Raw genomic sequence first — 21,460 nt, 5'->3', positions numbered from 1 at the left:
CCGGTCATCCGTCTTCTCCTGCTGTGAGTCGTGATCTTGCCGTCGCAAGCCCATCGCCTGCCGTTGCTCCCGCGTGCGCGCCTGAAGCGCCTGGTCCTGCTGGGCCTGGCGCTGGCCAGCGTGCCGCTGGCCGCCTGCGAGAAGACCCTGCGCTGGGATGACGACCCGCCCTTCAGCATGCAATTGCCCGACGGCAGCGTCGGCGGGCTCTACGTCGAGCTGAATCGCACTGTGCTGGAGCGCCTGGGGTGCGAGGTGCGGATGGTCAAGCTGCCCTGGGCTCGGGCGCTCAAGGAACTCGAACTCGGTCGCCTCGACGTGCTGCCCGGGGCCTTCCGCAAGCCCGAGCGCGAGGCCTACGCCTGGTTCTCCGGTACCGTGCTGCCACCGTCGCGCAACATCCTCTTCGTCCGTCGCGGCCTGCCCCAGCTGGGCAGCCTGCAGCAGCTTTCCGACCTGCCCGGCAGCGACTTCCGCCTCGGCGCGCAGATCGACGTTTCCTACGGTGAACCCTATCGCCAGTTGATGGCCGACCCCGACTTCGCCGCGCGGGTGTTCTTCAATCCCAGCCGCAGCAACCTCTGGCACATGGTCGACAAGGGCCGAATCGACGGCATCATCGCCGATGAGCACAGCGGCCAGTACGAACTGCAGCAGTTGGGCCTGGCCAAGCGCATCGAGCCCACCAGCGTGGTGGTGTCAGCGGAGTCGGCGGAGGTCGCCTTCAGCAAGCGCACCCAGGACGAGGACTTCGTCCGTCGCTACGCGCAGACGCTGAAGACGCTGGTGGAAGCGGGCGAGGATCGGCGCATCCTGCAGCACTACGTCAGCAACTGACGGATTCCCGCATCAGGGCTTGCGCCAGAGATTGGTGCGGCGGGCCTTGGCCTCGTGCTCTTCGAACTGGTACTGGCCGACTTCCTCGGGCGTCTGCGCGTCGCTCTGCCGCCAGCGCGCGAGGCCGATGCTCAGCTGGGCGCGACCAATATCCAGGGTATGACCGCAGTTCGGGCACTCCGCCGGGGTGACCCACACCGCCGCGCGCAGGCTGCCGTCGGGTAGCGGCTCGGCGTGCTTGAGGGTGGCGCTCTTGCCCAGGGCGAGCTGCACCAGGGCCGCGCGGGAGCGCTGGCCGAAGGGTTGTTCCAGTTCCGGAGCAGTGATGCCGCGCAGGTGGATGGTGGTATCACCGCCATCCGCGCGCTGGCAGGTCAGCTGGTCGCCGCTGAACACGGCCGTCACCTGGCACTCCTCATCTGCGTGGGCGGCGAGGGGAAGGAAGGAAAGTACGAGCAGTGCGGCGGGAACGAATCGCATGGAGCCTCCGGTGGACCCCGTCAGCATAACCGCTGCGAGCGTCCACCGGAGCCCCGATGCAGAGCTTTTACTGGATCAGCGCCATCACCTGTTCGCTGTAGCGCCCGCCAGCGGCCGCACCGGCCGGGAAGATTGCGTCCAGCTCCAGCAGTTCCGCCCGGGTCAGAGCCAGGTCCACGGTGGCGACGTTCTCTTCCAGGTACTTGCGCTGCTTGGTGCCGGGGATCGGCACCAGGTGCTCGCCCTGGGCCAGCACCCAGGCCAGCGCCAGTTGCGAGGGCTTCACCCCGCGGGCGGCGGCCAGCTCGGCGACCTTGTCCACCAGCAGCAGGTTCTTCGCGAAGTTCTCGCCGGTGAAGCGCGGGCTGGAGCGCCGGTAGTCGTCCTGCGCGAAGTCATCCGGGCTCTTCAGAGCGCCGGTGAGGAAGCCGCGGCCCAGCGGGCTGTAGGGCACGAAGCCGACACCCAGGCGTTCGCACGCGGCCAGCACGCCGTTCTCTTCCGGGTCGCGGGTCCACAGCGAGTATTCGCTCTGCAGCGCGGTGATCGGGTGGACCTTGTGTGCGCGTTCCAGGGTTTCTGCCGAGGCTTCGCTCAGGCCGAGGTAGCGCACCTTGCCGGCCTTCACCAGCTCGGCCAGGGCGCCGACGGTGTCCTCGATGGGCACCTTGGGGTCGACGCGGTGCTGGTAGTAGAGGTCGATGTGGTCGGTGCCCAGGCGCTTCAGGCTGCCTTCCACGGCTTGGCGGATGTACTCCGGGCTGCCGTTGGCGCCGCGCACCTGCGGCTGGTCAGGGGTGCGCACGATGCCGAACTTGGTGGCGAGGAACACCTGTTCGCGCTTGCCCTTCAGGGCGCGGCCGAGCAGTTCCTCGTTGGTGTGCGGGCCGTAGATGTCGGCGGTGTCGAGCAGGGTGACGCCCAGTTCCAGCGCGCGGTGCAGGGTAGCGATGGATTCGGCCTCATCGCTGCCGGTGGTGTAGAAGTCGGACATGCCCATGCAGCCGAGGCCGATGGCGGAGACGACGGGGCCTTGCGAGCCCAGGCGGCGGGTCTTCATGCGGGGATTCTCCGGGGTGGGGAAAGGGGCAGGACCATTCTTGTTGTTTGTCAGGCATGGATAAACCGGCAGATTGCGGTTTAACTATTCGGCCTGGATGAATAATCGGAGTGCGCCATGGACCGCTTGCAGGCCATGCAGGTCTACACCCGCATCGTCGAACTCAAGGCCTTCGGCAAGGCCGCGGACAGCCTGCAGATGCCGCGCGCCAGCGTGACCCAGCTGATCCAGCAACTGGAGACGCACCTGGGCGTGCAACTGCTGCGTCGTACCACGCGGCAGGTCAGCGTCACCGCCGATGGACAGGCTTATTACGAGCGCTGCGTGCGCCTGCTGGAGGATCTGGAGGAGGCGGAGAACTGCTTCTCCGACTCGCCCGACAACCCGCGCGGCAAGCTGCGCATCGACCTGCCCAGTTCGCTGGGACGGCTGGTGGTAATCCCGGCGCTGCCGCAGTTCTGCCGGCGCTACCCGCAGATCGAGCTCGAACTGAGCCTGAATGATCGCCAGGTGGACCTGGTGCGAGAAGGCGTCGATTGCGTGCTGCGTGCAGGCGAACTGCCGGACTCCAGCCTGGTCGGCCGGCGCATCGCCGAGCTGGAGCAACTGACCTGCGTGAGCCGCGCCTACGTGCAGGAGTTCGGCCTGCCCGAGCATCCGGAGCGGCTCGAAGGGCACCTGGCGGTCAATTACCAGTCGGCCTCCAGCGGGCGCATCTTCGACCTGGAGTTCCGCTTCGATGGCCAGCTGCGCACCCAGCGGCTGCCCAGCCGGATCGCGGTGAACAACGCCGACGCCTACATTGCCGCCTGCCGCGCCGGCTTCGGCATGATCCAGGCGCCGCGCTATCACCTGCACGAGGGCCTGGCCAGCGGCGAACTGGTGGAGGTGCTGCGCGCCTGGCAGCCGCCGCCGCTGCCGGTCAGCGTGCTGCACCCGGTGCGCCGGCAGATGTCGCGGCGCCTGCGGGTGTTCTCCGACTGGCTCGGCGGTTTGTTCGCGGCCGGCATCGGCTGAGTGGTCGCTTGTCGGAAAGCTGCCAGGCGCGGCTGCCGGCGTCACCGCGCTGGCTATGCTCAAGGCCGCCGTAGAGCGGTTCGCAGTCGCTGGAGTTGCGGCGTTTCTTTTCAACCACTCCCTGAAGGAAACGACCTAAATGAGCTTCGTCAAAGCGAAAGATGGCACTGAGATCTTCTACAAGGATTGGGGCAGCGGGCAGCCGGTGGTGTTCTCCCACGGCTGGCCGCTCAATGCCGACGCCTGGGACGCGCAGATGCTGTTCCTGGTGCAGAAGGGCTACCGGGTCATCGCCCACGACCGGCGCGGCCACGGCCGTTCGGGCCAGCCGGCCAACGGCAACGACATGGACACCTACGCCGATGACCTGGCGGCGGTGATCGATGCGCTGGACCTCAAGTCCGCCACGCTGGTGGGCCATTCAACCGGTGGCGGCGAGGTGACGCGCTACATCGGCCGGCATGGCACCAAACGTCTTTCCGGGGCGGTGCTGATCGGTGCGGTGCCGCCGCTGATGCTCAAGACGGCTGCCAACCCCGGCGGCCTGCCGATCGACGTGTTCGACGGCATCCGCAAGGGCGTGAAGGAAGACCGCTCGCAATTCTTCAAGGACCTGGCGGTGCCGTTCTACGGCTACAACCGGCCGGGTGCGAAGCAGTCCCAGGGCGTGATCGACAACTTCTGGCTGCAGGGCATGACCGGCGGGCACCTGGGCCAGTACCTGTGCATCCGCGAGTTCTCCGAGGTGGACTACACCGAGGACCTGAAGAAAATCGACGTGCCGGCGCTGATCCTCCACGGCGACGATGACCAGATCGTGCCTATCGGCGCCGCTGGCCAGCGTTCTGTCGAATTGGTGCAGAAGGGCGAGCTGAAGGTCTACAAGGGCGGCTCGCACGGCATGTGCACCACTCGAGCTGACGAGGTGAACGAGGACCTGCTGGGCTTCCTCAATCGCTGAGATACCGCTGCCGGGGCCACCGGGCCCCGGCATTGCGCGGAGGAATTCAATGGTCTTCCGAACGCCCGCCCACGGTGCGGTTGATGGCGCTCAGCGCGGTATTGAAACGCACCGTTTCATTGAAGCTGCGGACGATGGCGCCGAAGCGCTCCTTGGCGTCCACCAGTTGCTTGAAGCGTTCGGTCAGCTCGTTGTCCTTCTGTTGCAGTAACGTCTCGCGGCCGTCCAGGTCGGCATGGCGAATACGCATTTGCGCCAGCTTGCGCTCCAGTTGGTCCTGCTCCGACTGCAGCAGCTCGCAGCGCTTGCTGGTGGCGCGGTCGCGGCTGTCGACGGTTTCCGCCAGCGCCTGCAGCGTGGCGCTGCGTTCGGCGAGGGTGGCGGCCTGCTGCTCGCCGAGGCGGGTCAGCGCAGCCTTCTCCTGCTGTAACCGCTGCTCCCATTGGCGCAAGGCGTCTTCCCGTTCGTTGAGCAGGCGCTCGCGCTCATCGGCCTGTTCCTGGCGCGCGTCCAGCGTCTCGCGTTCCTTGATGGAGTCCAGGCGTTGCTGCGACAGGCCCTGGGCCATGCCGGCGAGGGAGTCGAGAGTGCTCTGCACGTCCTGCAGCACGTTTTCGGTGTCACTGGCGTCCTGCGAAACAACTGCTTGCAGCAACTGATCGGCCTGGCTGAGCGGGGTGTCGGGCGCGCCATCCGGCGTGACGATGGCATCGGGGGTGGGCCGGCTCGCCTCGCGTTGCAGGGCTTCATCGAGTTCGTCGAGCTGGTCGAGGGTGTGCTGTGCGCTCTGCTGCTGTTTCCGGGCGTAGTCCGTGGCGCCGGCCGAATAGGCGGATGCCTGGCTCGGCGTGGCACCCAGCGCGTCCGGCAACTGGCCGGGCGGCAGGTCATAGAGCTGCGACAGGTGGTCCTGTGGGTGCGCGAAGGGCCGCTGCGGCTTCGGCTGGCCTGCGCCTTCGGCCGGTTCCTTGGAATTGCGAATGCTCATGCGGTTCTCCCGAAGTTGTTCCTGGTGAGGCGGGAAGCACCTGGAGCAGGGCTGCTGCCGGTTTCTGGCAGGGCGGGGCTCTGGGCAGGGGCTGTCTCGGGCGTCGGGTTGCATGGTGCGTTGCGGGCTTCTGCCTGGCGGGCGGGAACCGATTCCATCCGGCGCTGGGCGGCCTTGCTCGGCGGCGCCCAGAAGCAGTTTAGGTCGCCCCAGGCGGTTTGCCGGGAAAGAGGGGCAAGCAAAGGCGGGAGTGACGAACGGTCAGTGGCTAGCGGTGCTCCAGCACATTCAACAGCGTCCCCAACGGGTCACGCAGGAAGAAGCGCCGCACGCCCCAGGGCTCGACGGTCAGTGCGTAGGTGATCTCGTGGCCGCCCGCGTGGGCGCGCTCGTACACCTCGTCGAGATTGTCCACCTCGATGGACAGGTCCGGCACCGGCGCACCGGAGCCACCTTCGCTGGCCAGGCTCATCTGCGCCAGCGCGCTGTCGCCGCTGGCGAGGGTGATCAGCCAGCCGTGGTCCATCACCACGTCGAGGTCGAACAGCTCGCGGTAGAAACGCGCGACCTCGGCAGGCTGGCCGGTGGCGAGGTTGGCGACGATGCGGCGGACGGTCATGGCGGCGCTCCGTGAAGGGACGCCGCCAGCAGAGACGTTCAGTGTGCCGGGCGTGCCGGTGGCATGCGGCGGCGGTGGATGCGGTAGAACTGGTAGAGCACGCCGACCACCAGCACCAGCAGCGCGACCAGCACCGCCGTCTGCACCGGCGGTGAATCCGGGCCCTGACCGATGGGATTGGACGGCGGCAGGCGCGACAGCGACTCGTTGAGCGTGGGGATCATCATCAGGAAGAAGCTGAAGCTCATCGCGCCGGTTTCCACATATTCGCGCAGCCCGCCGAGCGCGCTGATCCGCTGCGCGTAGCTGCCTGCCGCGATGGCAATCAGGCAGAGGATGCCGATGGCGTGGCCGGCGTTGAAGCCGCCGGTGCTGGACAGGCCGAAGGCCGTCAGCACGCCGAGGATCATTCCGTAGACATACCAGCGTCCGGCCGGGCTGCGCGGATCGATGCGCCCCGCCTGGTAGAAAGCCCACAACCCGGCAACCAGTGGTACCAGGCTGATGGCGGTATGCACGATGCCCAGGGTGGAAAGGGGATTGGCCATGACGAACGCCTCCGCAGTGAGCACAGGGACGCCACGCATCCACGAGCTGTGCCTGGGCACGGAGGGGCGGGTGTGTTGTCAGGTTAGACGCAACCCGCGTGGGGGCAGGGTTGCGCCGAGTCCAGCCGACGAACGTCACGCCCGCTTGTTGAGCCAGCGCGCGAGGCGATCTCCGCCGAACTGGATCAGGGTCACCAGGGCGACCAGCAGGATGATCACGGTGAGCATCACCTGGGTGTCGAAACGCTGGTAGCCATATCGGTAGGCCAGGTCGCCCAGGCCGCCGGCGCCGATGGCGCCGGCCATGGCCGAGGAGTTGATCATGGTCACCAGGGTGATGGTGAAGCCGGCGACGATGCCCGGTCGTGCCTCGGGCAGCAGCACGTTCCAGATGATGTGCCGGGGCTGGCAGCCCATGGCTTGGGCCGCTTCGATCAGGCCGTGGTCGACCTCGCGCAGGCTGACCTCGGCGATGCGCGCGAAGAACGGCGTCGCGGCCAGGGTCAGCGGCACGACTGCCGCCCACACGCCGTAGCTGGTGCCGACTATCAGCCGGGTGAAGGGGATCAGCGCGACCATCAGGATCAGGAACGGGATCGAACGCAGCACGTTGACCACGCTGCCCAGGCCATGGTTGACCAGGCGCGCCTGGAAGATCCCGCCGGGCCCGGTGGTGACCAGCACCAGGGCCAGTGGGATGCCCACCAGCAGGACGATGGCCGAGGACGCGCCGATCATCAGCAGGGTGTCGAGCAGGCCTTGCAGCAGGCGATCAGGCATGGCTGAGCACCTCCAGCCTGTCGGCGACATCGCGGGCACGTTCGAGCAGTTGCGGGGCACTGGCGGCGGGTGCTGCGACGCTCAGCAGAAGCCGGCCGAGGGCGCGGCCCTGGATGCGCTCGATGCCGCCGTGCAGCAGGCTGATGCGGCTGCCCAGGGCCTGGGCGATGGCCAGCAGGTCCGGCTCCTGTTCGCGTACGCCGGTGTAGTGCAGGTCGAGGATCACTTCGTTGTCCGAGGGATGCTCCAGCCGTGCCAGCAGGTCCGGCGGCAGGTGCTGTTGCAGCGAGCCGAGCAGGGTGCGGCTGACCTCGTGCTGCGGGTTGCCGAAGACTTCCCAGACGTCGCCCTGCTCGACGATGCGCCCGCGTTCGAGGACCACCACGCGGTCGCAGATTTCGCGGATCACCGCCATCTCGTGGGTGATCAGCACGATGGTCAGGCCCAGGCGGCGGTTGATGTCGCGCAGCAGCGCGAGGATGGCCTGGGTGCTCTCCGGGTCCAGCGCCGAGGTGGCCTCGTCGCAGAGCAGGATTTCCGGCTGGTGCACCAGTGCGCGGGCGATGCCGACGCGCTGCTTCTGCCCGCCGGAGAGTTGCGCGGGGTAGGCGTGGCGCTTGTCTTCCAGCCCCACCAGCTGCAGCAGTTCGTCCACCCGCTCGGCGATGCGTGCCTTGGGCACGCCGGCTACGCGCAGGGGCAGGGCGATGTTCTGCGCGACCGTCTTGGCCGACATCAGGTTGAAGTGCTGGAAGATCATGCCGACGCGACGGCGCAGGCCGACCAGTTGCTGGGCGTCGAAGGCGCCGATGTCCTCGCCATCGATCAGTACCTGGCCGACGCTGGGTTGTTCCAGGCGGTTGAGGGTGCGGATCAGCGAGCTCTTGCCGGCGCCGCTGCGGCCGATGATGCCGAACACTTCGCCACGGCGGACGGCGAGTTCGATGTCGCTCAGTGCTTCCACCGGGCCGTGGTGGCCGGCGTAGGTCTTGCCCAGCCCGCGCAGGGCGATGTGCTGGGTGGCGAGTTCGAGATTGCGGTTGAAGCTGACCATGGTGGGGGCCTGTTCGGTAGTTCGGAGCGGGCGCCTTGCCCTCTCCCTAACCCTCTCCCTGAAGGGAGAGGGGACTGGTTCGGTGTGTTCGGCAATTGCGGTTCTTGCCGGAGATTTCGGCGCGGCCGGAACGTAGGGCGCATAACCTGGAACAGGTTATCCGCCGGCGCCTGCGCGGCGGATAGCGCTGACGCGTTATGCGCCCTACGAAATAGCGCGCCAGCGGTGATGCTGGCGCGTTTACTGCCAGCCCGGCTGGTAGAGCGAACCGTGGGCCTTGTCCAGCGCGGCGCGGACCTGCGGCGAGTGCTGGTAGAGATCGACGAATTTCTTCAGCTTGCCGTCCGGGTCCTTGTAGTCATCGCGGGTCACGAACTGGATGACGTACTCGCGGTTCTCGATGCCATCGAACAGCAGCGCGCTGTTCGGATCGAGGGTCCCGGCCAGACGGATGTAATGCGGGTAGCCCTGGGCGAGATCGACGTCGTCCAGCGCGCGGACCAGCTGCACGGCCTCCAGCTCGATGATCTGGAGGTGTTTGGGATTGGCCACGATGTCGTCCAGTGTCGCCTTGTAGCCGACGCCATCCTTGAGCTTGAGCAGCCCGGCCTTCTGCAGCAGCTGCAGGCCACGGCCGCCATTGATGGGGTCGTTGGCGATGGCGACCTTGGCACCCTCGGGCAGGTCGGCGATGGCCTTGTATCGGGTCGAGTACAGGCCGACGTTGTTGATGATTCCCGGCGCGAACGCCTTCAGGTGCAGGCCGCCCTCGCGGTTGGCGTTCTCCAGGAAGGGCGTGTGCTGGAAGTAGTTGGCGTCGATGTCGCCGTGGTCGAGGGTGATGTTCGGTGCGTTCCAGTCGGTGAACTCCACCAGCTCGACCTTCAGGCCCTGCTCGGCGGCTTCCTTCACCGCTACTTCCAGCGGTGGGGCGAAGGCGGCGGTGGTGCCCAGGCGCAGGGTGTCGGCGGCCTGGGCGAGGCCGGCGGCGAGGAGGTTGAGGGAGAGCCCGAGGGCCAGTTTGAAGCGTGCATGCATGGCAACGAATCCTTTGTGATTTTTTAAGCCGATCGTCAAAGCGAGAAAGCTGGAGTCGCTCCAGTGGCGGTTGCCTGGCGAAAGCCTGCGCCGACGTGCCGCGCGGGCAGTCGGGCGCGGCCGGCGCCGAAGAGTTTTTCCCGCAGGGTGCCGTCCGCGTAGGCGGTCTTGTAGGCGCCGCGGTTCTGCAGTTCGGGTACCACGAGGTCGATGAAGTCGGCGTAGCTTTCCGGCTCCACGGTGCGGGTAAGGTTGAAGCCGTCCAGACCGGCCTCGTTGATCCAGCCCAGCAGCTCATCGGCCACCTGCAGCGGGTCGCCGACCAGCGTGGTGTAGCGGCCGCCGAGGGCGAGCTGTTCCAGCAACTGGCGCACGGTGGCGTCGGTGCGGGCGACGGTCAGCGCCTTGGTGGCGGACTCGATGGCATTGGTCTTCTCGTAGCGGATCGGCTCGTCCAGTGCGTAGCGCGAGAAATCGATGCCGGTGGTGCTGGCGAAGTGCGCAAGGCCGGCCTCGGCACTGGCGAAGCGGCGGTATTCGGCGAGCTTGTCGCGGGCCTCGGCTTCGGTCGGTGCGACGATGGCGTTGATGCCCATGAATACCTTGATGTCGTCCGCCCGGCGGCCGGCATCCACCGCCGCCTGACGGATGCGCTCCACCAGCACGCGGGTGGCCTCGCGGGTCTGCGCCGAGACGAACACGCACTCGGCGTGGCGTGCGGCGAAGGCCAGCCCGCGATTCGACGCACCGGCCTGGAACAGCAGCGGCGTGCGCTGCGGCGACGGCTGGCAGAGGTGGTAACCCTCGACGTCGAAGAACTCGCCGTGGTGGCGGACCTTGTGCACCTTGGCCGGCTGCGCGTAGATGCGCCGCTGGCGGTCGGCGACGACGGCATCGTCTTCCCAGCTGCCTTCCCAGAGCTTGTAGAGCACCTCCAGGTATTCGTCGGCGCGGTCGTAGCGACGATCGTGGTCGATCTGTCGGTCCTGGCCCATGGCGCGGGCGGTGCTTTCCAGGTAGCCGGTGACGATGTTCCAGCCGACCCGGCCGTCGCTCAGGTGATCCAGCGTGGAGAGTCGCCGGGCAAACGGGTAGGGCGCCTCGTAAGTGAGGTTCGCGGTGATGCCGAAGCCCAGGTGCTCCGTTGCCCCGGCCATGGCCGAGACCAGCATCAGCGGGTCGTTCACCGGCAGCTGGATGGCTTCCCTGGCGGTGAGTTCGATGCCGTTCTGGTAGACGTCGTAGACGCCGAGGATGTCGGCGAGGAACAGGCCGTCGAACAGGCCTTTCTCCAGCAGGCGGGCGAGGTCGGTCCAGTGGCTGAGCTTGTTGAAGTCGCTGGAGCGGTCGCGCGGATGGGTCCACAGACCGTGGTTGATGTGGCCGACGCAATTCATGCTGAAGGCGTTGAGGAGGATCTGCTTCTGGCTCATAGGGTCCCCCGGCGCGGCGGCAGCTGGTCGTTGAGGTAGTAGTTGCCCACCGCGAAGTACTTCCAGCGCGCCGGGTCGTGCAGGGTGTGCACGCGGGCGTTGCGCCAGTGGCGGTCCAGGCCCAGCTCGGCGAGGCTGGCGCGGCTGCCGCCCAGTTCGATCAGCTTGGAGCCGGCCAGCAGCGAGACCTCGGTGGTGATCGCCCGCGCCTCGGCCACGGCGATGGAGGCGGCGGCGACGCTCTCGGCGCTTGGCTCGGCAGTGGCGGCATCGAGCACGCGGCCGGAGCGATCCAGCAGCGCTTCGGCGGCGTGCAAGCGGATCGCCAGGCGGCCGACTTCATTGATCGCCAGTGGGTCGTCGCTGGCCTTGTCCACGCCCGCGTCGATCCACGGCCGCGCCTTTTCGCGCAGGAACACCAAAGCATCTTCATAGGCGCCACGGGCGATGCCGACATCGATGGCGGCGTGGAGAATCTGTGCGAAGGGGCCGACCGTGGTCGGACGCTCGAAGGCGCTCTGGAACGGCACGATGTCGTCCTCGCTCACGGGCGCGCCATCGAACACCACGCTGCCGCTGCCGGTGGTGCGTTGGCCGAAGCCGGACCAGTCGTCGATCACCTCCACGCCCTGGCTGTCGCGCGCGATGAAGGCGAACTGCTGGACGCCGTCGTCATCGATCACCAGGGTCGGAATGCGCTGTGCGTAGAGCGCACCGGTGCAGTAGAACTTGCGGCCACGGATGCGCAGCTGGCCGTCTTCGCGCTTGAGGCGGGTGGTGCGCTCGTGGGCGGTGCGCGTGCCGATTTCTGCCAGCGCGTTGCCGAAGCGCACGCCGGCCAGCACTTCGGCGAACAGGCGGGCTTTCTGCTCTTCGCTGCCGTTCACCCGCAGCAGCTCGACGGCATAGAAATGGTTCTGCGGAATTTGCCCCAGCGATCCGTCGGCGGCGGAGATGATCGCGATCACACGGGCCACCGTGACGCGGGAAACCCCCGCGCCGCCGTGCTCGCGCGGCACGGTGATGCCCCACAGACCGGAGCGGCTGAAACGCTCCAGTTCGTCGATGGGCAAGCGCCGCTCGCGGTCACGGGCGATGGCGTCTTCGCGAAAGTCGGCGGCCAGGGTGCGGGCGACGTCGAGGGCTTCGTCGTCGCTGCGGATGATGTGGATGGGGGCGATCTGTGCGGGAGATTGTACGAGGCTGTTCATCGGCGCTCCTCAGATCCAGGAATGACGCGCGGGGCGTGCGCCGTTGAGGTGGTAGGCGCCGACCGCCTGGACCTTCCAGCGCACCGGGTCGTGCAGGGTGTGCACGCGGGCGTTGCGCCAGTGGCGGTCGAGGTTGAATTCGGCAAGGGTGGCGCGGCTGCCGGCCAACTCGAAGAGTTTTTCGCTGGCGGCCAGGCTGACCTCGGTGGTCAGCACCTTGGCCTCGGCCACGGCGATGGAGGCACGGGCGGCGGACTCGTCGTCGATGGGGCGTGCGCTGACTTCGTCGAGCACATGGCCGGCGCGCTCCAGCAGCGCCTCGGCGGCGTGCAGTTCGACCTGCAGGCGGCCGATCTCGGCGATGGTGAAGGGCTCTTCGCTGGCCTGCTCGACGTTGGCGTCGATGAAGGGACGGGTGCGCGTGCGGATGAAGTCGATGGCATCTTCAAGGGCGTTCGCCGCGATGCCGGCATCGATGGCGGCCTGGATCAGTTGCGAGACGGCACCCTGGATGTTCGGCACGTCGGCGAGGCGGCCGTTGTGGATCACCAGCGAACCGGCAACGGGGGCATTGTCCAGCAGCACGGTGCCGCTGGCGGTGGTGCGCTGGCCGAAGCCGGACCAGTCGTCGACGATGCGCAGGCCTTCCACGCCGCGCTCGACGAAGCCCATGACCGCGCGGCCTTGCTCGTCGATGGCCTTCACCGCGACCCAGTGGGCGAACAGCGCGCCGGTGGAATAGAACTTCTCGCCACTGACGCGGAAGTGCTCGCCGTCGCGCAGCAGCCGCGCCTTGAGTTCGAGGGTGTTGCGGGTGTTGCGTTCGGGGCCGGCATTGCCGATGCGCCGGCCGTTGAGTACGCCGCCGAACAGCACGCGCTTCTGCGCGTCGCTGGCGACGTTGTCGATCACGTTGAGCAGGCCGAACTGGTTCTGCGGAATCTGCCCCAGCGCCGGGTCGGCGGCGCAGATCACGCGGAAGACTTCGGCCACGGTGGCGTAGGAAACCTGCGCGCCGCCGTACTCGCGGGGAATGCTGATGCCGCCCAGGCCCAGGGCGGTGAAGTGCTCCAGCTCGCGCCAGGGCAGTGCGCGCTCGCGGTCGCGGGCGGCAGCGCCGGGTTTCGCCAGGCGGGCCACTTCGTGGGCGGCGTCGATGGCCTGGGCGTCGTTGTCGATGCGGCGCGCCGGGAGTTGCCGGGGCGCCTGGTCACGAAGGTCCTTGGGTGCGGATTCGTCGGTCATGCGGTTTCCTGTGTTGACGGAGCATCTCTTCGTAGGGGCGAGCTTGCTCGCGAACGACACCCGCTGCGGGCAGGGTTCGCGAGCAAGCTCGCTCCTACAGGGGAGAATCGGTGCTTAGAAGGCGGGAGCGATCTCACCCTTGTAGCGGGTCAGGATGAACTGGCGGACCTCCGGCGAATTCAGCACCTTGGCCAGCTTCTGGATGCCCGGGTCCTGGATGTTGTCCGGGCGGGCGACGAGGAACTCGGCGTAGAGGTCCTTGCCTTTCTCCACGATCAGCGCGCTCTTGGTGTCGATCCCGGCTTCCAGCGCGTAGTTGGCGAAGATGAACGCCAGGTCCACCTGCTTCACCGCGCGGGCCAGCAGGGCGCCTTCCAGCTCACGAATCTTCAGGTGTTTGGGGTTGTCGATGATGTCGCGCTCGGTGGACTGCGGGTTGCTCGGGTCCTTGAGCTTGATCAGGCCGCTCTCGGCCAGCAGCACCAGGGCGCGGCCGGTGTTCACCGGGTCATTGGGGATGGCCACGCTGGCGCCGTCGGGCAGCTCGGCAAGGGACTTGTACCTGGTGGAGTAGGCGCCGAAGGGCTCGATGTGGATGCCAACCACCGGCACCAGGTCGGTGTGGCGGGTCTTGTTGAAGTCATCGAGGAAGGGACGGTACTGGTAGTAGTTGGCGTCGAGGTTCTTCTGCGCGAGCTGCAGGTTGGGCTGGATGAAGTCGGTGAAGACCTTGATATCGAGGTCGACGCCTTCCTTGGCCAGTTCCGGTTTGACGAACTCGAGGATCTCGGCGTGGGGCACCGGGGTGGCGCCGACCACTAGCTTCTCCCCCGCGTGGGCGGAGAAGGCGACGACGGCCGCCAGAATGGCGATGGCCTTTTTCATGGGTGTTGCTCCTTGGCAGTAGTGGGTGGGCCGTCGTGGTGTGGACGTGGGGCCTTGATGGCAGCGGGGCCCGGCTGCCGGCGGGTGGATCGCAAGTGCCGCTCCCGGTGGGGGAGTGGGCGGGGAATTCAACGCCGGGTGTAGCGCACCACGAGACGGTCGCCGCTCATCTGCAGGGCCTGCACCAGCAGGATCAGCAGGGCGACGGTGATGATCATCACGTCGGTCTGGAAGCGCTGGTAACCGAAGCGGATGGCCAAGTCGCCGAGACCGCCGCCGCCGATCACGCCGGACATCGCGGTGTAGTCCACCAGCACGATGGCGGTGACGGTCACGGCGGCGATCAGCCCGGTGCGCGCTTCCGGCAGCAGGGTGTGCCAGATGATCTGCCAGGTGCTGGCGCCCATCGCCTGGGTGGCTTCCACCAGGCCGCGGTCGACTTCGCGCAGGGCAGTCTCCACCAGCCGCGCGAAGAACGGCGTGCAACCCACCACCAGCGGCGGAATCGCGCCGGCGACGCCCAGCGAGGTGCCGGTGATCAGCGTGGTGACCGGGATCAGCACGATCAGCAGGATGATGAATGGCAGCGAGCGCAGCATGTTCACCACCACCGACAGAGCGCGGTACAGGCCGGGCCTGGAATGCAACTGGCGCTTGCCGGTGAGGTACAGCAGCACGCCCAGCGGCAGCCCCAGCAACACGGTGAAGGCCAGTGCGCCGCCGAGCATGGCGAGGGTGTCCAGGCAGGCCTGGGCGAGATCGTGCCAGTCGAGGTTGCGGAACCAGCCGTCCATCAGGCGCCACCTCGTCTGAGTTTCGCCGCACGGTGCGGCGCGCGCAGGCGATCGCCCTGGCCGAACAGCTTGTGGCGCAGGGTGCCTTGTTCGTACTCGCGCTTGAACAGCCCACGCGCCTGCAACTCGGGCACCAGCAGGTCGACGATGTCGACGAAGGTCTCCGGCGCCACCAGGCTGGAGAGGTTGAAGCCGTCGACGTCGGTTTCCTCGACCCAGGCCTGCAACTGGTCCGCCACGGTCTGCGGCGAACCCACCAGCAGCGGGCCGTCGCCACCCAGGGCGCAGTAGTCGGCGATCTCGGCGGCGGTCCACTGGCGCTCCGGGTCGGCAGCGCTGAAGGCGTCCACCGCGGACTGGATCGCGTCGCTCTGTACGTGGCGCAACACCTGGTCCGGCGCGTACTGGCCGAAGTCGATGCCGGTCCAGCCGGAGACCAGCGCCAGGGCGCCCTCGCGGTCGCTGTAGCGGCGGTAGTCTTCCAGCTTGGCCAGGGCCTCCGCGTCGGTCGGTGCGACGATCACGGTGAGCTGGTTCAGCACCAGCACGTCGCTCGGCTCGCGGCCGGCTTCCACGGCGAGGCGGCGCAGGTCGGCCACCTGGTCGCGGAGGATGCGCTTGGTCGGCGCGGCAACGAACACGCACTCCGCATTGCCGGCGGCGAACGCCTTGCCCCGGCTCGATGCGCCGGCCTGGTAAAGCACTGGTGTGCGCTGCGGCGACGGCTGGCTCAGGTGGAAGCCGGGTACTTCGAAGTGCTCGCCCTTGTGCTCGATGGGGTGCACCTTGCGTGGGTCGGCGTAGATGCCGCTAGCACGGTCGGCGACCACCGCGTCATCATCCCAGCTGGCTTCCCAGAGCTTGTAGCAGACCTCCAGGTACTCCTCGGCCAGGGCATAGCGCTGCTGGTGGTTGAGCTGCTGCTTCAGCCCCAGGTTGCGCGCGCCGCTGTTGAGGTAGGAAGTGACGATGTTCCAGCCGGCGCGGCCACGGGTCAGGTGGTCCAGCGTGGAGATACGCCGGGCGAAGGGGTACGGGTGCTCGAAGGACACCGAGGCGGTGATGCCGAAACCCAGGTGCTCGGTGGCCGAGGCCATGGCCGGGACGATCTGCAGCGGGTCGTTGGCCGGCACCTGCGCGCCGGCGCACAGGGCCGCGTCGGCGTTGCCGTGGTAGACGTCATACACGCCCAGCACGTCGGCGAGGAACAGCCCGTCGATCTTGCCGCGTTCGAGGGTTTTCGCCAGTTCGATCCAGTAGTGGATGTCGGTGTACCGCGCGGCCTGCTGGTCGCGCGGGTGGCGCCAGAGGCCGGGCGAAAGGTGACCGACGCAGTTCATGGCGAAGGCGTTGAGACGGATCTGCTTGCTCATCGCGCGTCCTCAATTCCAGTCGTGGCGCGGCGGGCGCTTGTCGTTGAGCAGCCAGTTGCCGACCAGGTGGTACTTCCAGCGAACCGGGTCGTGCAGGGTGTGCACGCGGGCGTTGCGCCAGTGGCGGTCGAAGCCGTGGCGGGCGAGGGTGGAGCGGGTGCCGCCGAGTTCGAACAGCTTGTTCGAGGCCTCGATGGCGACCTCGGTGGTCAGCACCTTGGCCTTGGCCACGGCGACCGAGGCGCGGGCCACGCTGTCTTCGTCCGGCGCCGGGCGAGCGGCGTCCATCACCTTGCCGGCGCGTTCCAGCAGGGCGTCGGCGGCTTCGATGCGGATGCCCAGTTCACCGATCTGGATGATGGTCAGCGGGTCGTCGCTGGCCTTTTCCACGCCGGCGTCGATCCACGGGCGCGCCTGCTCGCGGACGAAGGCTATGGTGTCGCGCAGCGCCGCGCGGGCGATGCCGGCATCGATGGCGGCGGTGGTGATCTGCGCGAAGGGGCCGGCCAGGGTCGGCACGTCGTACGAGCGGTGCGTGGGGAAGACGTTGAACGCCGGTACGCGCAGGCCTTCCACCAGCACGGTGCCGCTGGAGGTGGTGCGCTGGCCGATGCTGGCCCAGTCGTCGACGATCACCAGCCCCGGCGTGCCGCGCGGGACGAAGGCGAGTTGGGCGTTGTTCTGTTCGTCCAGGCCGAGCACGCCGATCCAGTGGGCGTAGAGCGAGCCGGTGCAGTAGCCCTTGCGGCCGTCGATCAGCACGCTGTCGCCGTCGTGGCGCAGGCGGGTCTGGATGTCCTGGACGTTCTTGCCGCCGGTTTCCGACAGCGCGTTGGCGAAGCGGTTGCCCTTGAGCGCGAGATCAAAGAAGAAGCGCTTCTGCTCGTCGCTGCCCTGCAGGCGGATGTCTTCCAGCAGGCAGTAGTGGTTCTGTGGAATCTGGCCCAGCGAGGGATCGGCAGCGGAGACGATGGCGATGACTTCGGCGAGGGTCGCGTAGGACACCTCAGCGCCGCCGAACTCGCGGGGCACGGTGATGCCCCACAGGCCGCTGTTGGAGTAGACCTCGACGACCTCGGGCGGGACGACGCGGTTGCGGTCGCGTTCGGCGGCGCCTTCGAGCAGGAACGCGGCGACCTTGTGGGCGACTTCGATGGCTTGCGCGTCGGAGACGATCCGCTGCGCGTTGGGTTCGCGGATGTCGTAGTGGGCGGATTCGGGGAGTGGGGGCATGGCAGTACAGCGACCTCGGCAGATGATTCGACCCGGCGTTCGGATCTGTCTGATGAGGTCATTGCACAAGCTGTGCCGTAAATTAAAATCCTTTGAATTCAATGTCTTGAATATTTTATCCAACAGTTTTGGCGCTGGGCAGGCAGCAAAGTGTTGGGCGGGTGTTGCTGGAGCAACAGTGCTGGAGCAGCGATTGGCCTGGCAGGAGCGAAGCTTCTCGGCGATCAGAGTTCCCAGCCACACAGAGCATCAACGTAGGATGGCGTGGAGCGCAGCGATACCCATCAATCGCGATGCGCCCAGAGCGGGCTGGATATCGTGAGCATTCAGTAGGGCGCATAACGCGCCAGCGTTATCCGCCATTGTGGCATCGGCGCATAACCCGTTCCGGGTTATGCGCCCTGCGTGCTACAGGTCAGGAGGCATGGGCATCAAAAACCTTCAGGCCAGTTCCTGGCAGACGTCGATCCAATCCGCTGCCACCAGCTGCGCCATGCGCTGCGGTTCGATCCGCACTGCGCTGTGCACCGCGCCGGCCGCCGGCAGTACTTCGTCGAACGCCTGCAGCGACACATCGCAATACACCGGCAACGGCGTCGCCAGGCCGAACGGGCAGACACCGCCCACCGGGTGGCCGGTCAGGGCCACGACGTCCTCGGCACCGAGCATCTTGGCCTTGCCGCCGAAGGCTTCCTTGAGCTTGCGGTTGTCCAGCCGCGCGTCGCCGCGGGCCACCACCAGCACGGTGCGTTCGCCGACGCGCAGGGACAGCGTCTTGGCGATACGGCCCGGCTCCACGCCATGGGCCTCGGCGGCCAGGGCCACGGTGGCGGTGCTGGTTTCCAGCTCGATGATGGCGATGTCGGGGGCCTTTTCGGCGAAGAAGGCGCGAACCGATTCCAGGCTCATGGGGCGATGCTCCGTGTGGTGCGAAAAGGACTGAATCTAGGGAGCGTGGGCGGAGCTGTCCAGAGCGGGTTTTCAGTGTCCGCGAATGAGCAGCGTCTCGATGTCGGGTATGCCCATGGACTGGTTGGCGTTCAGCAGCTCCAGGCGAGCCGCGAAGATCCTCAGCTCGCGGTCGGCCGCCTGCACCGCGCGGGTCAGCGCGGACAGCGGTACCGTGACCGAATGCAGCGGCGGCGGCGGGATGAAGGTCTCGCCCGGCCCGTTGAAGTCGAAGCTGACGGACTGGTTGTGCTGATTGATATCGGGAGAGGGATGGCCGCTGTACAGGTAGGCGCCCTTGCCGGCGGCGATGCGCTTCCAGCTGTGCATGTCGCCCAGGTCGCTGCAGCATTGCGGGAACAGGACGTCGAGATCGCCGATCCGCAACACGTAGCCGCCAGACAGGGGCGGAACCTGGCGCCAGTCTCCGGAGCCTTCCAGGCCCTCGGCGCAGTGCAGGCGGACCAACCGCGAAATGTCCGTGTCGCTCAGCTCGGCAATGCGATGGAACGCACTGCCCTGCAGGTACGGTCGCAGTCGCGGGCTGAAGCCGTTGGCCCGCAGGTTGCGCTCATGGTAATCACGCCAGCCTGCCACGTGGTCCCAGTACGGCCCGTGGGACGGCAAGGGAACGGAGTCGACCAGGTAGAAGATTTCGATGACGGGGATGAGCTGAACCTGCATGGGACCGCCGGGAGTTTGCTGAGCGGCACGTTCTAAGGGCACTGCCCCCGAGCGTCCATAGCGAATTTTCCCATATCGCCTCCGGGAACCCTGGCGCGACCTATGCTCAAAAGCCCCGTCGCCCCGCTCGAAAAAAATTTCGCGTGGCCTGTCGATCTGTCGTTGCGCCCTTCGACTACTTGTCAGGAACCGGAAGCAACCGGCCGCCACGCTGGCCCTTACAAGAGAATGACAACAAGAGGAGAAAGACCATGCGTTTCATGGTGATCGTCAAAGCCACCGCCGACTCCGAAGCCGGTGTGATGCCCAAGGAAGAGCTGCTTGCCGCCATGGGAGCCTACAACGAGGAGCTGGTGAAGGCCGGCGTGATGCTGGCCGGTGAAGGCCTGCACCCCAGTGTCAAGGGGGCGCGAGTGCGCTTCGATGGCGCGTCGCGGCAGGTGATCGACGGCCCGTTCGCCGAGACCAGGGAGCTGATCGCGGGCTTCTGGATCATGCAGACCGCGTCGCTGCAGGAGTGCATCGACTGGGTCAGGCGCTCGCCCAATCCCTTCGACGGCGAGTCCGAGATCGAAATCCGGCAGATTTTCGAAGCCGAGGACTTCGGCGCCGAATTCACCCCCGAACTGCGCGAGCAGGAAGAACGCCTGCGCGCTGAAATCGCCAGCAAATCCTGAGCCTGGAGGAAACCGCCATGTTGATGAATGCCTACCTGGTCTTCGACGGCAACTGCGAAGAAGCCTTCCGTCACTACGCCGAAGTACTGCACGGCGAGCTGCCGCATCTGATGCGTTTCTCCGATGCGCCGGGTTGCGAGGACATGCCCGAGGCGCTGAAGAGCCGCATCATCCACGTTCGCCTGGAAGTGGGCGGCCACGTGCTGATGGGCTCGGACGCCTCGCCCCAGTGCGGCCAGTACGAGGGCGTGAAGGGCGTGTCGATCACCCTCAACGTCGACACCAAGGCCGAAGCGCGGCGCATCTTCGACGCCCTCGGCCAGGGCGGCAAGGTCACCATGCCGCTGGAGCAGACCTTCTGGGCCGATCTGTTCGGCGCGCTGGAGGACCGTTTCGGGGTGCCGTGGATGATCAATTGCGAGAAAGAGGTCTGATCGCAGGACTCTCCCTGTAGGAGCGCCCCATGGGCGCGATCGCGGGCATGGCCCGCTCCTACAGGGAGTCCTTCCCGGCGTCGGCGCGGAAGCGCTCCGGCGTTGTCCCGGTGAACCGCTGGAAAGCCCGGTGGAAACTGGTGACGTGCTCATACCCGAGCAGGAAGGCGATCTCCTGCAGCGCCATCCGGCTGGCCAGCAGATAACGCTGGGCCAGCGCCATCCGCACCTCCAGCACGATTCCCTTGAAGGTCAGCCCGTGCTCGCGCAGCCGGCGCTGCAATGTATGCGGCGGCAGACGCAGCCAGGCGGCGGTCTGCTCCAGGTCCGGCAGCGGGATGCGCGCGTTCTGCAGCAGGTAGTAGCGCACATCGTCCGGCAGCGCCGGGCCGCGCTCGAAGCTGGCCAGGGTTGCCGCGCCCTGGGCCTGGCACAGCCGGCTCACCGACGGGTTGGCGGTGGAGAAGGGCTGGTCATGGAAGGCCTTCGGCATCCACAGCTCGGCCTGCCCGGCATTGAACTGGCTGGGGCCGGGGAAGAGCTCGCCATACAGGGCCGCGTGGGCGGGTGGCGGGTAGGGCAGGTGCAGTTGCATGCCGGTGCAGGCCTCCAGGTCCGGCAGGCGCTGGCATAGCCAGCGCCAGGTACTGCTCAGCCACTCCTCGCAGAGGGCGATGCGTTCCACCTCGCCGAAGGGCGGTAGCTGCAGCGTCAGGCGGATGTGCTCGCCGACTTCCTCGCGGTGGGTGTGGATCGGGTGTGGCATCAGGCTCGACGGCTGGCCGAGGGAGATGTCCCAGGAGCGTCGCAGGTTGGCCGCGCTGATCAGCGCGTAGCCGATCACCCCCAGGTCATAGAGGTTGTAGCGCTGGCCCAGGCGCAGGAAGAAGTCGCTTGGGCCGAGCAGCCCGGCGGCCTGCTGCAGCAGGCGGTAATAGCGGGCGAAGTTCATCTCGGCGGCCGCCGCTTCGCTGTTGCTGGGCAGCCCGAGGCCACCCAGCAAGGGCGCCAGCGCCGGCAGGGTGGGGCGTGCGCGCCACTCGTCGAGGAAGTGGCGGAACAGTTGGCGGGCAGCGTAATCGATGTCGAAGGACGCGGTGGGCATGGCGCAGGCTCAAGCTGTCGTCTGATGCTAGTGAGTTGTCATCTTATGCTAGCCGA

23 protein-coding genes are annotated in these 21,460 nt (G+C 67.2%); 5 read left to right on the top strand and 18 right to left on the bottom strand.

The features are described from left to right. Positions 1-30: 30 nt before the first annotated feature. Positions 31-837 carry a substrate-binding periplasmic protein gene (locus IB255_RS21690; RefSeq protein WP_081516673.1) on the top strand — a complete coding sequence of 269 codons (807 nt, stop codon included), beginning with the start codon at positions 31-33 and terminating at the stop codon, positions 835-837. 12 nt (positions 838-849) lie between these two features. Here IB255_RS21690 and IB255_RS21685 read toward each other — a convergent pair whose 3' ends face one another. Together IB255_RS21685 and IB255_RS21680 are read right to left on the bottom strand one after the other, a co-directional pair. Further along, positions 850-1,317, bottom strand: coding sequence for a thermonuclease family protein (locus tag IB255_RS21685; RefSeq protein WP_081516674.1), 468 nt, complete (start codon positions 1,315-1,317; stop codon positions 850-852). A 67-nt stretch (positions 1,318-1,384) separates the two neighbouring features. Then, complete coding sequence (locus IB255_RS21680) at positions 1,385-2,377, bottom strand: aldo/keto reductase (protein WP_192210851.1); 993 nt, start codon at positions 2,375-2,377, stop codon at positions 1,385-1,387. A 117-nt stretch (positions 2,378-2,494) separates the two neighbouring features. Here IB255_RS21680 and IB255_RS21675 point away from each other — a divergent pair, with 117 nt between their 5' ends. Next, the gene (locus IB255_RS21675) at positions 2,495-3,394 is read left to right on the top strand and encodes a LysR family transcriptional regulator (protein WP_081516676.1); all 900 of its coding nucleotides are present in this window, start codon (positions 2,495-2,497) and stop codon (positions 3,392-3,394) included. Between the two features lie 139 nt (positions 3,395-3,533). Beyond that, positions 3,534-4,355, top strand: coding sequence for an alpha/beta fold hydrolase (locus IB255_RS21670; protein WP_192210850.1), 822 nt, complete (start codon positions 3,534-3,536; stop codon positions 4,353-4,355). A 46-nt stretch (positions 4,356-4,401) separates the two neighbouring features. Here IB255_RS21670 and IB255_RS21665 read toward each other — a convergent pair whose 3' ends face one another. The 15 genes from IB255_RS21665 to IB255_RS21595 form a co-directional block, all read right to left on the bottom strand. Further along, on the bottom strand, positions 4,402-5,343 hold the full coding sequence (locus tag IB255_RS21665) for a hypothetical protein (protein WP_192210849.1): 942 nt from the start codon (positions 5,341-5,343) through the stop codon (positions 4,402-4,404). A gap of 268 nt (positions 5,344-5,611) precedes the next feature. Continuing rightward, positions 5,612-5,962: a VOC family protein gene (locus tag IB255_RS21660; protein WP_081516679.1), complete on the bottom strand. Its 351-nt coding sequence runs from the start codon at positions 5,960-5,962 to the stop codon at positions 5,612-5,614. A gap of 38 nt (positions 5,963-6,000) precedes the next feature. Then, complete coding sequence (locus IB255_RS21655; protein ID WP_225594956.1) at positions 6,001-6,510, bottom strand: hypothetical protein; 510 nt, start codon at positions 6,508-6,510, stop codon at positions 6,001-6,003. Between the two features lie 135 nt (positions 6,511-6,645). Continuing rightward, entirely contained in the window at positions 6,646-7,320 is a 675-nt protein-coding gene (locus IB255_RS21650) for a methionine ABC transporter permease (RefSeq protein WP_412548130.1), read from the bottom strand. After that, positions 7,283-8,344, bottom strand: coding sequence for a methionine ABC transporter ATP-binding protein (locus IB255_RS21645; RefSeq protein ID WP_192210846.1), 1,062 nt, complete (start codon positions 8,342-8,344; stop codon positions 7,283-7,285). The genes IB255_RS21650 and IB255_RS21645 overlap by 38 nt, the downstream gene beginning before the upstream one ends. Positions 8,345-8,584: 240 nt before the next feature. After that, a complete protein-coding gene (locus tag IB255_RS21640; RefSeq protein ID WP_192210845.1) occupies positions 8,585-9,382 on the bottom strand; it encodes a MetQ/NlpA family ABC transporter substrate-binding protein in 798 nt (265 codons plus the stop codon). 35 nt (positions 9,383-9,417) lie between these two features. Next, complete coding sequence (locus IB255_RS21635) at positions 9,418-10,815, bottom strand: LLM class flavin-dependent oxidoreductase (RefSeq protein WP_192210844.1); 1,398 nt, start codon at positions 10,813-10,815, stop codon at positions 9,418-9,420. Next, entirely contained in the window at positions 10,812-12,026 is a 1,215-nt protein-coding gene (locus IB255_RS21630) for an SfnB family sulfur acquisition oxidoreductase (RefSeq protein ID WP_192210843.1), read from the bottom strand. Before IB255_RS21630 ends, IB255_RS21635 begins: the two co-directional genes overlap by 4 nt. Positions 12,027-12,035: 9 nt before the next feature. Next, on the bottom strand, positions 12,036-13,271 hold the full coding sequence (locus IB255_RS21625; protein ID WP_192210842.1) for an SfnB family sulfur acquisition oxidoreductase: 1,236 nt from the start codon (positions 13,269-13,271) through the stop codon (positions 12,036-12,038). Positions 13,272-13,385: 114 nt separating this feature from the next. Continuing rightward, positions 13,386-14,156 carry a MetQ/NlpA family ABC transporter substrate-binding protein gene (locus IB255_RS21620; RefSeq protein WP_192210841.1) on the bottom strand — a complete coding sequence of 257 codons (771 nt, stop codon included), beginning with the start codon at positions 14,154-14,156 and terminating at the stop codon, positions 13,386-13,388. Between the two features lie 128 nt (positions 14,157-14,284). After that, entirely contained in the window at positions 14,285-14,950 is a 666-nt protein-coding gene (locus IB255_RS21615) for a methionine ABC transporter permease (RefSeq protein ID WP_192210840.1), read from the bottom strand. Continuing rightward, positions 14,950-16,323, bottom strand: a complete 1,374-nt coding sequence (locus tag IB255_RS21610) for an LLM class flavin-dependent oxidoreductase (RefSeq protein WP_192210839.1) — start codon at positions 16,321-16,323, stop codon at positions 14,950-14,952. The genes IB255_RS21615 and IB255_RS21610 overlap by 1 nt, the downstream gene beginning before the upstream one ends. A gap of 9 nt (positions 16,324-16,332) precedes the next feature. After that, positions 16,333-17,556 carry an SfnB family sulfur acquisition oxidoreductase gene (locus IB255_RS21605; protein WP_192210838.1) on the bottom strand — a complete coding sequence of 408 codons (1,224 nt, stop codon included), beginning with the start codon at positions 17,554-17,556 and terminating at the stop codon, positions 16,333-16,335. A gap of 441 nt (positions 17,557-17,997) precedes the next feature. Next, the gene (locus IB255_RS21600) at positions 17,998-18,465 is read right to left on the bottom strand and encodes a YbaK/EbsC family protein (RefSeq protein WP_045208063.1); all 468 of its coding nucleotides are present in this window, start codon (positions 18,463-18,465) and stop codon (positions 17,998-18,000) included. A gap of 72 nt (positions 18,466-18,537) precedes the next feature. Then, on the bottom strand, positions 18,538-19,188 hold the full coding sequence (locus IB255_RS21595) for a hypothetical protein (RefSeq protein WP_192210837.1): 651 nt from the start codon (positions 19,186-19,188) through the stop codon (positions 18,538-18,540). Between the two features lie 251 nt (positions 19,189-19,439). Between IB255_RS21595 and IB255_RS21590 the strand changes: the two genes are divergently transcribed. Continuing rightward, entirely contained in the window at positions 19,440-19,865 is a 426-nt protein-coding gene (locus IB255_RS21590; protein WP_192210836.1) for a YciI family protein, read from the top strand. Positions 19,866-19,882: 17 nt separating this feature from the next. Then, complete coding sequence (locus IB255_RS21585) at positions 19,883-20,299, top strand: VOC family protein (protein ID WP_192210835.1); 417 nt, start codon at positions 19,883-19,885, stop codon at positions 20,297-20,299. Positions 20,300-20,357: 58 nt separating this feature from the next. Here the strand turns inward: IB255_RS21585 and IB255_RS21580 are convergent, their stop codons facing one another. After that, positions 20,358-21,404: a helix-turn-helix transcriptional regulator gene (locus IB255_RS21580; protein ID WP_081516693.1), complete on the bottom strand. Its 1,047-nt coding sequence runs from the start codon at positions 21,402-21,404 to the stop codon at positions 20,358-20,360. Positions 21,405-21,460 lie beyond the last annotated feature (56 nt).

It is taken from the genome of Pseudomonas sp. PDM22 (assembly GCF_014851965.1).
In the GTDB taxonomy this organism is placed as follows: domain Bacteria; phylum Pseudomonadota; class Gammaproteobacteria; order Pseudomonadales; family Pseudomonadaceae; genus Pseudomonas.
Note: the sequence above shows the minus strand (reverse complement) of the source record. Positions and strands in the feature narration are given on the sequence as shown.

Coding starts and splice junctions, on each gene's coding strand:
- IB255_RS21665 (WP_192210849.1), bottom strand. CDS start 5,343: ATGAGCATTCGCAATTCCAAGGAACCGGCCGAAGGCGCAGGCCAGCCG.
- IB255_RS21670 (WP_192210850.1), top strand. CDS start 3,534: ATGAGCTTCGTCAAAGCGAAAGATGGCACTGAGATCTTCTACAAGGAT.
- IB255_RS21595 (WP_192210837.1), bottom strand. CDS start 19,188: ATGCAGGTTCAGCTCATCCCCGTCATCGAAATCTTCTACCTGGTCGAC.
- IB255_RS21585 (WP_192210835.1), top strand. CDS start 19,883: ATGTTGATGAATGCCTACCTGGTCTTCGACGGCAACTGCGAAGAAGCC.
- IB255_RS21675 (WP_081516676.1), top strand. CDS start 2,495: ATGGACCGCTTGCAGGCCATGCAGGTCTACACCCGCATCGTCGAACTC.
- IB255_RS21685 (WP_081516674.1), bottom strand. CDS start 1,317: ATGCGATTCGTTCCCGCCGCACTGCTCGTACTTTCCTTCCTTCCCCTC.
- IB255_RS21615 (WP_192210840.1), bottom strand. CDS start 14,950: ATGGACGGCTGGTTCCGCAACCTCGACTGGCACGATCTCGCCCAGGCC.
- IB255_RS21600 (WP_045208063.1), bottom strand. CDS start 18,465: ATGAGCCTGGAATCGGTTCGCGCCTTCTTCGCCGAAAAGGCCCCCGAC.
- IB255_RS21610 (WP_192210839.1), bottom strand. CDS start 16,323: ATGAGCAAGCAGATCCGTCTCAACGCCTTCGCCATGAACTGCGTCGGT.
- IB255_RS21630 (WP_192210843.1), bottom strand. CDS start 12,026: ATGAACAGCCTCGTACAATCTCCCGCACAGATCGCCCCCATCCACATC.
- IB255_RS21590 (WP_192210836.1), top strand. CDS start 19,440: ATGCGTTTCATGGTGATCGTCAAAGCCACCGCCGACTCCGAAGCCGGT.
- IB255_RS21655 (WP_225594956.1), bottom strand. CDS start 6,510: ATGGCCAATCCCCTTTCCACCCTGGGCATCGTGCATACCGCCATCAGC.
- IB255_RS21680 (WP_192210851.1), bottom strand. CDS start 2,377: ATGAAGACCCGCCGCCTGGGCTCGCAAGGCCCCGTCGTCTCCGCCATC.
- IB255_RS21635 (WP_192210844.1), bottom strand. CDS start 10,815: ATGAGCCAGAAGCAGATCCTCCTCAACGCCTTCAGCATGAATTGCGTC.
- IB255_RS21660 (WP_081516679.1), bottom strand. CDS start 5,962: ATGACCGTCCGCCGCATCGTCGCCAACCTCGCCACCGGCCAGCCTGCC.
- IB255_RS21625 (WP_192210842.1), bottom strand. CDS start 13,271: ATGACCGACGAATCCGCACCCAAGGACCTTCGTGACCAGGCGCCCCGG.
- IB255_RS21640 (WP_192210845.1), bottom strand. CDS start 9,382: ATGCATGCACGCTTCAAACTGGCCCTCGGGCTCTCCCTCAACCTCCTC.
- IB255_RS21620 (WP_192210841.1), bottom strand. CDS start 14,156: ATGAAAAAGGCCATCGCCATTCTGGCGGCCGTCGTCGCCTTCTCCGCC.
- IB255_RS21650 (WP_412548130.1), bottom strand. CDS start 7,320: ATGTCGCCGACAGGCTGGAGGTGCTCAGCCATGCCTGATCGCCTGCTG.
- IB255_RS21605 (WP_192210838.1), bottom strand. CDS start 17,556: ATGCCCCCACTCCCCGAATCCGCCCACTACGACATCCGCGAACCCAAC.
- IB255_RS21580 (WP_081516693.1), bottom strand. CDS start 21,404: ATGCCCACCGCGTCCTTCGACATCGATTACGCTGCCCGCCAACTGTTC.
- IB255_RS21645 (WP_192210846.1), bottom strand. CDS start 8,344: ATGGTCAGCTTCAACCGCAATCTCGAACTCGCCACCCAGCACATCGCC.